The sequence below is a fragment of the Glycomyces tritici genome, assembly GCF_030403505.1.
Genome location: NZ_JAUEMJ010000006.1, coordinates 317,787 through 327,938, shown reverse-complemented (window position 1 = coordinate 327,938; position 10,152 = coordinate 317,787). Strand labels below are relative to the sequence as shown.

The window sequence follows — 10,152 nt, the reverse complement described above, 5'->3', positions numbered from 1 at the left end:
GGGGCCCCTCGCGCCGAGCGCGTGGGGCCTTTTCCACGCCCTGAACCTGCCAGACCAGCCCCGTTCCATGGCATGGAAGCCCGCCCGACCAGCCCCGCAAACCCCCAGCTCACCAACGTGACCGCCATCTCCAGCCCCTCCCTGGGGCGCCCCCCGAACACTGTGTAAACTAGTGCCGGTTCCAAGGTCTAGGCCTCTGGAACGCCAATCAAGGGGCTTTGGCGCAGTTGGTAGCGCGTTTCCATGGCATGGAAAAGGTCAGGGGTTCGAATCCCCTAAGCTCCACAGACGGAGAACACGAGCGGCCATCGACACGATGGCCGCTCGTTCGTTTCTGGTGTGTCGCTCTGGGACGCCCACTAGCGTCATCTCAATCCGGTCGATCCGGAGCGATCGTCTCAGTCGCTCGGGCAGTGCGGGTGTCCTCGCAGGTGAGCCGACCAGCATTCTCGGACCCGATCATCGTCCGGGGTCCAGGGCTCGACGAATGCAAGCATGATGCCGGCCGCGAACTCCGGGGGGCCCTGGTGTTGGCGGCCGGCATCCCCTAGCGGTAACGGTAGGCGTGAATGATCTCCTGGGTGACGCTGTTGCCCTTGCCGTCGTCGGCGGTGACCCGCAGCGAGACGTATCCCGCGCCCTTCGGGTGGAACACGGCGGCGCTGAGGTCGCAGACCGCGACCGCCTTCCAGGTCTCGCCGTCGTCGAAGGACACCTCGAGTTCGAGGTCGACGTCCTCGACCGGTCCGTTCTGGGTCTCCACCCGCAGGTCGATCGCGGTCCGGCGGTCGTCTGCGGCGTTGGCCTCGTCGAGTCCTTCCGGGGTGAACTTGACGGCCATCAACGGCAGTGCGGTGACGTCCTCGGTGTGCGCCGAGGCGAATTCCCAAGTCGCTCGTACCTCTGTGGACAGTTCGGCGTAGGTGCCTCGGTCGGCCTCGGTCTCGAGGCGGAAGTCGGCCGCCTCGGCGGGGACGTCGAAGAACCCTCCGCCCTCGTCCTCGGTCTCCCCGACGAGCTCGCCGTCCGCGTACAGAGCGGTGCGGGAAGCGTCCGTTACCGACCTACCCCAGCGTCCGGGGTGCGCATCGGCGAAGAGCGGCACGTTCACGCCGATCTGGTCTTCGAACCGCTCGGCGAAGGCCAGATCCCGGTCCGCGGGCAGGCCGGGGCCGATCACCGCCGCATCCCAAGCCTCCGCGTAGGTCTGACCGGCCTCGTAATCCGACCAGGAGCCCAGAACGAAGTACTGGGGCCATGCTTCCCCCTCGGGCACATCGAGTTTGGCCTCGAAGTAGTCCGACCGCCACTGCCCCTCGGGCAGGACGGACAAGAACTCGGTCCGGTTCACGGGGCCTGATGCGAGCGGCATCGTCGCATAGAGGTTCCAGCCGCCGGGCAGCGACACGATCCAGCTCTTGAGCCGGATCTCGTCGGCGACCGTGTTCTCGCGGTACTCGGCCTCGACCCGGGCCATGTCCTCGTCGGCGAAATGGCGTTCGAGACCGGCGGGCATCTGGCCGTGTTCGAGGATCACCGGCTGGTACATGACCGGGCTGTCGCTGAAATCGCCTGCGGCGTCGGGGATCCCCCAGGCGCCGTCGATCGCGATCGTCAGCTCGTCCTCCGGCACGGCTTCGCCGATACCGCCCATGTAGAAGTGATCGAGCGAGCCGAGCGTGACGCCCATGCCGGCCACACCGTCGGCCCAGGTGCGCGCGTACTGCTCCGAGACGCTGACGGGCACGACGTCGTCATTGTCGAAGCCGATGTCGAGCTGCCCGGCCTCCCTGGCGTCCAAGGAGACGGCCGTGTCGTCGGTGATCTCCAGCAGCGGCTGGATCATGTGCGCGCCGCCTTCGCCGAACCTGAAGGTGGCGTCGACGTGGTAGTTCCCGGGCGGCACACGCAGGGTCGCCGGTGCGCCGTCCTCGAACGCGAAGCGCTCGACGACGCCGGTGTTCAGGTCGAGCAGCGCGCCGCTGCCGAAATCAACGGCCTCGCCCTCCCTGCCGAACGCCTCGACCGTGAGGTCGTACCGTTCCGGTTCCTTATCGACCGCAACAGGAGTGGTCACCTCGGCGCCGTCGCCGGTGGCGGTCAGGTAGGCGCTGTAGCGGCCGTCAGACGCCTCCACTGTGGTGTCCACGGTCAGCCCGACCGCAGCTTCGCCTCCCGGCGGAACGGTCACGCTGGTGCGGTCCAGGGAGAACAGGCCCTCTGGCGCGGCGGATCCGTCGGGGCCGCGAACGTTCAGGCCCAATGCCAGGGTGACGGCCGCATCCCCGGTGTTGTGGTAGGTCACCGTCTCGGTGGCTGGCGCGTCGTCCTCGTGCGGCCACTCCATGAGGCCGAAGGACACGCTCGCGGGGGACGTGTGGACCCGCTGGTCGAGCGCTTGCGCGGCGTCGACCCGTCCGGCCCCCTGCTCGAACGCACTGTAGGCGTCGTTCGGTGCCGCAGAGGCCATGAGCGCGGCCTTGATCTGCTCGCCTGTCCAATCAGGATGCTGCTGGAGCAGGAGCGCGGCGGCCCCGGCCACGTGCGGCGCGGCCATCGAAGTTCCCGACATGGAGGCGTAGTGGTCGTCGATCGGCTCGCCCGCCCAGGTGTCGGCGGCGCGGGCGGCGGTGATGTCGACGCCGGGCGCGGTGAGGTCAGGTTTGAGCCCCGAATCCCAGGCCCTTCCGGTGTTGGAGAACTCGGCCAGTTCGTCCTGGCCGTCGACCGCGCCGACGGTAAGGCTCGCGTCAGCGCTGCCGGGCGAACCGACCGGCTCGCCGTTGCCCTCGTTGCCGGCGGCGACCACGAACAACGTGCCGTACTGCGCGCTGAGGTCGTCCAGTGCCTGCTCGATCGGGTCGAGCTCAGGGGTGTCGGGGCCGCTGAGGCTGAGGTTCACGATGTCGGCGCCGCTTTCAGCGGCCCACTGCATCCCCGCGAGGATGGCCGACTCAGGGCACACGTCGTCGACGCACACCTTGCCGATGAGCAGGTCGGCGTCAGGGGCGACGCCCTTGTAGGACACGCCTCCGACCGTGCCGGACCCGCTGATCGTGGAGGCCACGTGGGTGCCGTGCCCGATCGCGTCCCCGGTGTCGCCCGAATCGGTGAAGTCCCTGGCCTCGACGATATTCGACAGGTCGGGATGCGCGGCGTCGACGCCCGAGTCGAGCACCGCGACGGTGACGCCCGCGCCGGTGAACCCGGCCTCCCATGCCTGCGGTGCGCCGATCTGCGGAACGCTCGCGTCGAGCTGGAGTTCGCGCACACCATCCAGCCACACGCCGGACACCCCTGCCGCGAGGGTGCGGGGCTCGTCGCCGTCGGTGAGCGACTCCCAGGTCTCGGCGGTTTCGGCCTTGGGCACGCTCGCGGTCTCGATGTCGGTGCCCGCCACCGTCTCCGCGGCGATGCCGACGCTGCCGCCGGTGAACAGCAAGGGCACTGCGTCGGTGTGCGCATCGTCGTAGCCGATCGCGAACAGTCCGGCCACGTCGAACAGGCGGCGGTCCAGCAGTCCCTCATCGATGAGGGGCTGGGCGTCGCTCGGGATCACGTACAGGTGGCCCTCATGGGAGAGGGTGTGGAAATCGAGGTCGCCGCGGCCCTCTCCCGGCGTGATCCGGGGCTCGGACCGGGGATTCGCCGGGTCGAAGACGACGCGGTCGCCGGTGATGAGGGTGACCGCGGCGTCCGATTCCGGTTGGGGGCCTTCGGTGGCGAAGGCTCCGGCCTCGGTTGCGGGGGGCTCGGCCGCGGCCGGTTGCGCCACCCCGCCCGCGGCGACGACTGCCAGGAGCACCGCCATCGCGTGAACCGTGGGTCTCGATCTGCTCTTGCGCTCGGTGATCGGCGCGGACATGCGCGCTCCCATCCTGTAGCTGGAACGATGCGCACCCGTGAACAGGTACGTCGTTCATACGCCATCCGCACCATCCCCGTTGGCACGTCTGCGCGCCTACAGTGCCCAGGCATTTCGCCGGTGTTCTGGGGTGCTGGGGCGGGGTCAGCATCTGCGGTGGGGCGGGCGGGTAAGTCGGGAGCTGGTTTGCGTGGCTGTTGAGCTGGGGTGTCGGGTTCAGTAGGCCGTTGCATGCTCCGCCCAACCGGATACGAAGAGAGCGGTCATCATTTCGATGACCGCTTTCTGCTGTTCCAAGGGTGTGCCGGCTCCCTGACGCGGGTTCGCGGGTCGAAGACGGTGTCGGCGAACGGCAGGTGCCGGTGCACGTCCGCCGATTCGTGGCAGTGCGGGTCCAGTGCGTCAGGGGCCCTTAGGGATCCACGGTCATGCGAGACGCGGGGTCGCCCGATCTGCGAGCCGGCGCGGCGTGGTCACCGTCTGGTCCATTGCTGGTTGGCCTGTCCGGCGCCGCAGGTCCACAGAGTGACCTTCGTGCCGTTCCCGGTGCCCCAGCCCGAGGCGTCCAGGCACAGGCCGGACTGCACTCCGGTGATGGTGCCGTCGGCGTTGACGTTCCACTGCTGGTTGGCTTGCCCGTTGCAGTCCCAGATCACCACCGCGGTGCCGTTGCCGGTGCCCTGACCGTAGGCGTCCAGGCACTTGCCTCCGTAGACCACCAACTGCTTGCCGGCGGTGTAGGTCCACTGCTGGTTGGCGCCGCCCCAGCAGTCCCATAGCTGCACGTCGGCGCCATTGGCGGTGGCGACTCCGGTGACCTCGAAGCAGCGACCGGATTGGGCGCCAACGATCTCGGTGCTGTCCGCTGTGCCGATGCTGCCGGGTACCGATTGCAAGGCGGAGTACCAGACCGCGGCCATCTTGTCGTATCCGGCGGCGGTCGGGTGGACGCCGTCGTCCAGGTCGGCGGCGGTCAGGGCGCTGTGCATGTCGACCAGGTGCACGTTCTTGCCGGCGTTCACGTTGCTCTGCACGATGCCGGGGATCGCCGCGTTGAACCTGTTCACCGCCGCGTCCCCCTCGCTCCACCCGAGCGGAGTGATCTGCGCGACGAACACCTCGGCGTTCGGCGCCGTCGTGGTGATGCGGTCGATCAGTGCGGACAGCCGGTTCGGGGCGCCGGAGACGTCGTGGTTCTGCAGGATGTCATTGGTGCCGATGTGCAGCAGCACGGTCTGCGGCCGGTAGGTGTTCAGCCAGCCGACGATGTTCGCGTCGATCTGGTCGATCCGCCAGCCGGGGTGGCCTTCGTGATCGTGGTCGCCGAGACCTGCCGGCCCGTTGAACTGCGACCCGACGAAGTCCGCGGTGTACCCGCCGTTGACGAGGTGCTGCCACAGGCCGATCCGGTATCCGCCCGGCGTGGCCGTGCCCTCGGTGATGGAGTCGCCCAGCGGCATGACCCGAACCCCGCCGTTCGACTCCGCGCTGGCGGTGTCCATCGGCGTCATCATCAGGCCCGCCATGAGACCGAGCGCCACGATCGGTCCGAGCCACCTTGCTCTTGTTCGCATCTCTTGCTCCTTGAATTCGTAAGATCGGTTCCGATCCAGATGGCCGCGGATTTGGGCGGGCTCGGTCTCGCACCGAGCCCGCCCGCCGCCTCGGGAACACCCGGGCCGGACCTGTGTCGTTCCTCTAGCGCTGCAGGGTCAGCAGACCCGGCCGGTAAGGCAGGCGGCCGTAGTCCATGCCGTCAGAGCTGGGGTCGCGTCCCTGGTAGAGGAACTGCAGGTTGGAGGGGTCAATGGTCTTGGTCTGGTCGGGGTTGTTGCGAACCAGATCGCCGTGGCTGATGTCGGCGGTCCAGGTGACACCAGTGTTGGCCCTGCCGGCGAACGGGCTGCTCTGGGTGTTCGCGCCGGCCTGGGGTGTCCATTCGCCGTCGAGGCTGGTGGCCGTAAACGAGCGGAAGAAGCGACCGTTCGACCCCATGGCCTCGACGATCATGAGGTACTGGTTCTGCCCCTGGACCTTGTAGACCTCGACCGCTTCGAAGAGGTTCTCCCTCGTGTCGGTCATGATCCTGGTGTAGTTCGAGCCGAAGCTGCTCGGGAAGTTCCCGAGGGGCATGCTGGACCGGTAGATGTTGCCTTCGTCGTCGGCGAAGAACATGTACATGTTCTTGTCGTCAGCGATGAGGGTCTGGTCGATGGGGGCCCCGACGGGAAGGGTCGCTGTGAAGAGCTCCTGGTGCGGGCCCCAGCTGTTGGGGTTGGTGGGGTCGCTCGACGTGCGGTAGGAGAAGCTGTACGGCCAGCCCCACTGGTAGGCGAGCACCCAGGTGTTCTTCGGGGCGAGGTAGAGCAGCGTCGGCGCGATGGCACCGAAGGGCACCCTGGTCTGGGTGGCGTTGGCCATGTCGGACCAGTTCGTGAACGGGCTGAAGACCGTCGAGCCCCAGGCGCCGTTGGGAGGCGCTACCGAGTTGTGCGTGGTCGCGTAGACGAGGTACTGGCCGTTGTGGCGGACGACGGTGAAGTCCTTGAGCGAGACCTCCCCGTTCTGCGGTTGTGCCAGCGGGCCGGTCGATGTCCAGTTGTACGTCGCCGGAAGGCCGGTGCCGCTGTCGACGCGGACGAGTTGCCATTGCTGGTTGGCCCCGCCCCAGTCGCTGTACTGGACGACGATGGCGCCGTCGTTGGTGGCGGCGTTTTGGACTTCGACTGCTTTGTTGCTGTTGCGGTTGATGAGGCGGACGTAGCCGCTGCCGGAGTCGGCGAGTCGGAACTGCTGGTTGGCGCCGTTGTGGTCGGTCCACTGGTGGATGGCGGCATGGTCAGCGGTCGACCAGCTGGACACGTCGAGGACTTTGCCCGAGTGTCGGGCCTTGATGCGGAAGTAGCCGCCGCCGGCGTCGATGAACTGGAACTGCTGGTTGGCGGCGTTGGTGCGGGTCCATTGGTGGAGCTGGGCTCCGTCGGCGGTGGAGACGCCGCTGACGTCCAGGGCCTTGCCGCTGGCGCGGTTGACTAGGACGTACCAGGCGGTGGGGTCGGTCGTCTGCTGGGCTTGGGCTGCGGTGAACGGGTTGAGGGCGGCTGCGGCGGCGGCTCCGGCGAGCACGCCGGCTCCGCCGAGGAGCATTCGCCTGCGGCTTTTGGGGGTTTCCATCCAGGCCATGGTGGCCTCCTTGTCGAGGTTCGTCGGGTCGTGGAGTTGCGGGTCTTGTTGTTACGGGCGGGACGGGTGGTCAGTCGGCGGTGTTCGCTGCGGGTGCGGGCACGCCTCGGGACGGGGTCGGGTGGTCGGGTGCGGCCGGGGTCATCGGATGCTCCTTAGCGGGGGTAGGCACGAGGCATGCCTGTTATCGCTCACATGCCGCAGCTTGGACCGAAACATCTGATGAATTTTCCGGCGATTCGAACTATAGAGAGATCTCGATGTGTAGTCAACGGCTCGGCGAAGGTTTGTTGGTGCACCTGGCGTTAGGCTGCCGCGCCGAGCCCCGACCTCACGGTCGCTTCCCGGAGCCTGCGGGCATCGAGGGCGGGCAGATCGGGGACCGCCCACCGCCGACGGCGTCGTCCTCGGCGCCAATGCGACCGACTCGGAACAGCTGCCGCAGCGAGCCCTGACCGAACCGGAAGCCCGCCAGTGGCCGCGTGAAGGAAACACATGATCGATGGGCCGCACTGAGGGACGCGAACAGCGTTTCGGCCTCGGCAGCCCAGGGCCCAGTGGCTTCCGTTCGATGACCCGGGTCCGGCGTTGCGACCTCGAGCACTTTGGAGCGAGGTGTTCACCGGATATTAAGCAGCCCATGGCATTTGGGCAACGTGCTGCTCGCTTTGAGCGGGTTCACTCCTCAGACACGGAAGGCGGCTGATCGCCGTCGCTGTGATGGCTTTGTTCGAAAGCGCAAAAGCCGCACACCGCAGATCGCAGCGCAAAATCCTCTGACCAGCGGACACACTCGACGGTTGCCTGTCATGTTACAAATCACTCTCCTTGCGACACAACGAGAATCGGACCTAGAGTTGTCGATGAGGGACTGACATCCGGCAGTCGAGGCACGCCGCGGCTCCTGCAGCGCGGCGCATTCCCGAAGGAGCACCTGTGAGCGAGACCCCTCAAAGCGACGCAGGCAACGCTGGCGCCGACAAAGCGGAGGCGTTCGACCTCGCCGACTTCATGAGCGATTTCGAAAAGCAGATGGCGGCGCTGCGTCAGCGGGCGCAACCGGCGCGAGGCCTCATCGACGCCACGAGCGTCCGCCTCGTTTCCGACGGCGGCGAGGTCGCCGTGACCGTGACGATCTCCGGCAAGCTCGTCGACGTCGAGTTCCTGCCGGCCGCAGCGTCGGTCGCCCCCGTCGACCTCGCCGCACTGGTCGTCGACACGTACGACCGGGCCGCGACCGCGGCCCGCGAGCGCACCCACGACATTGTGGAGGGCTTCGTCGACCACAACGCGCAGGCCCGCAACCTCGCACGCCGCCTCATGGACCAGGCAGCCGCGGAACGGGCACGACGGCAGAGCGAGGAATCGTAGGACCCGCCCGGCCCGTGTAGGACCGAACGAGGACGGGACCTGTCACCGTTCCGAGGCAGAATCAGGCCATGTCCGATACGACTGGCCGCGCGCTCCTGCTCCTCAATCTGCTGCAGTCGCATCGGCACTGGTCCGCACCCGAACTGGCCCAACGCCTCGGCGTCACGGTTCGGACCGTGCGAAGGGACATGGAGCGGCTGCGCGACCTGGGGTACCGGATCGACTCCACCGCGGGCGTGCACGGCGGCTACCGTCTCGCGGCGGGAGCATCGCTGCCGCCGCTGCTCCTGTCCGACGAGGAGGCGGTCGCGATCGCGATCGGTCTGCGCCTGGTGGCGGCGGGCCGGATGCGCCGCGGCGCCGAATTCGCGCTGTCGGTCCTCGCCAAGCTCGAGCAGGTGCTCCCGGTGCGGCTGCGCCGCAGAGTGAGCGCCCTGGCCCCGGCGCTCCAGCACGCGCCCGGGAGTAGCGGGGTCTCATCGGAAGTGCTCACCGATCTGGCGCTGGCATGCCGCGATCGCGAGCGGGTGCGGCTCGGCTACACGCCCGCCGGAGGCGAGCGGCAGGAGCGCCGCGTCGAGCCCCACTCGCTCGTCCCGGTCGGCGGGGACTGGTACCTCGTGTGCTGGGACCTCGGCCGCGCCGACTGGCGGACCTTCCGCGTCGACCGCGTGCGGGACGTCGAGCCGCTGCGCGTCGCGTTCGCACCGCGCGCTCTGGCACCCGAGCGAGTGGAGGCGCTGGTCACCGTCGCGCGGACCTGGGTGCCCCGCACACCGGACGCGACCGCGGTCCTCGACATGCCGATCGGGGCGTTCAAGGCCGCCCTCGGCGAGTGGGCGCAAGGCGCGGAGGCCGATGGCTCGGAGCGGACGCGCTGGCCGGTGGGCGGTGCGAGCGTGCGCGACATCGCCTACGGCCTGTCGTGGCTGCCGGCGGGGACCCCGTATCGGGTGGAACTCGCCGACGCCGACCGGGAGGAGATGCGGGAGATGCTGCAGCACATGCTCACGGCGCTGGACCGGTGACCTCGCGAGGCCGCCGGTCCAGCGCCGGCGACGGGCGCTAGCCGGCCTTCCTGGGGTCGGTGAGTCCGGTCAGGGCCTCGTCCAGGCTGGAGTGGAGGTACTCGAGCTCGGGCGTGGTGAAGCTGGTCCAGTCCTCGGCCCCGTCAGCCTGCCACGCTCCCGCCGCCTCGTCCGATTCCGGAGTCTGCGACCAGTCCTGGACGGCGTCCGGGTCGTGCCGACACACCCACCAGAGGTTCGCCGCCGGGTCCTGGAACCGCGCGAGGGTGTCACCGAAGAAGTCGGTCGGACGCGTGAGGGTCCTCCCGCCGAGTTTCTCTGCGCGCGCGAGCACCGCGTCCACGTCGTCGACGTAGACGCGGACGAGCGCAGGCGTGAACGGCCAGTGCGGTTTGCGGTCGGCGACGGTGAGCAGTGAATCGCCGATGCGCAGCTCGGCGTGCAGGATGAGGCCGTCGGTGTCGAGCGTGCGGGCTTCGGGGACGTCTTCGGCCTCGAAGACTTCGGTGAGGAAGTCGATCAAGGCGGCGGCGCCGTCGGCCAGGATGAACGGGTTCACGGTGTTCGAGCCGGCCGGGACGGGAGGCGATGCGGTCATGACGGGTCCTTTCAACGGTGTCTGACACCCCCATGATCAGCGTGAACCAGGTCGGTTTCCGTCCTCATTCACGGTCGTGCGGCTGGGGATTTGCGAGCGCCGAGACC

At 68.4% G+C, this 10,152-nt stretch carries 6 protein-coding genes and 1 tRNA gene; 3 read left to right on the top strand and 4 right to left on the bottom strand.

Annotation, left to right across the window (positions count from 1 at the left end; all coding sequences use genetic code 11):
• The first annotated feature begins 212 nt into the window (after positions 1 to 212).
• A tRNA-Ala gene (locus QWI33_RS20460) sits at positions 213 to 285 on the top strand.
• A gap of 262 nt (positions 286 to 547) precedes the next feature.
• Here the strand turns inward: QWI33_RS20460 and QWI33_RS20455 are convergent.
• The 3 genes from QWI33_RS20455 to QWI33_RS20445 form a co-directional block, all read right to left on the bottom strand.
• A complete protein-coding gene (locus tag QWI33_RS20455) occupies positions 548 to 3,865 on the bottom strand; it encodes a S8 family serine peptidase (RefSeq protein ID WP_289959006.1) in 3,318 nt (1,105 codons plus the stop codon).
• Positions 3,866 to 4,338: 473 nt separating this feature from the next.
• Positions 4,339 to 5,439 (bottom strand): RICIN domain-containing protein, encoded by a 1,101-nt coding sequence (locus QWI33_RS20450; protein WP_289959005.1) that lies wholly within the window; start codon positions 5,437 to 5,439, stop codon positions 4,339 to 4,341.
• 124 nt (positions 5,440 to 5,563) lie between these two features.
• Positions 5,564 to 7,039 (bottom strand): non-reducing end alpha-L-arabinofuranosidase family hydrolase, encoded by a 1,476-nt coding sequence (locus tag QWI33_RS20445; protein WP_435367598.1) that lies wholly within the window; start codon positions 7,037 to 7,039, stop codon positions 5,564 to 5,566.
• Between the two features lie 945 nt (positions 7,040 to 7,984).
• Here QWI33_RS20445 and QWI33_RS20440 point away from each other — a divergent pair.
• Together QWI33_RS20440 and QWI33_RS20435 are read left to right on the top strand one after the other, a co-directional pair.
• Positions 7,985 to 8,419, top strand: coding sequence for a YbaB/EbfC family nucleoid-associated protein (locus QWI33_RS20440; protein WP_289959003.1), 435 nt, complete (start codon positions 7,985 to 7,987; stop codon positions 8,417 to 8,419).
• A gap of 68 nt (positions 8,420 to 8,487) precedes the next feature.
• Complete coding sequence (locus QWI33_RS20435; RefSeq protein ID WP_289959002.1) at positions 8,488 to 9,447, top strand: helix-turn-helix transcriptional regulator; 960 nt, start codon at positions 8,488 to 8,490, stop codon at positions 9,445 to 9,447.
• A 37-nt stretch (positions 9,448 to 9,484) separates the two neighbouring features.
• On the opposite strand, the gene QWI33_RS20430 is transcribed toward QWI33_RS20435, so the two are convergent.
• On the bottom strand, positions 9,485 to 10,045 hold the full coding sequence (locus QWI33_RS20430) for a VOC family protein (RefSeq protein WP_289959001.1): 561 nt from the start codon (positions 10,043 to 10,045) through the stop codon (positions 9,485 to 9,487).
• Positions 10,046 to 10,152 lie beyond the last annotated feature (107 nt).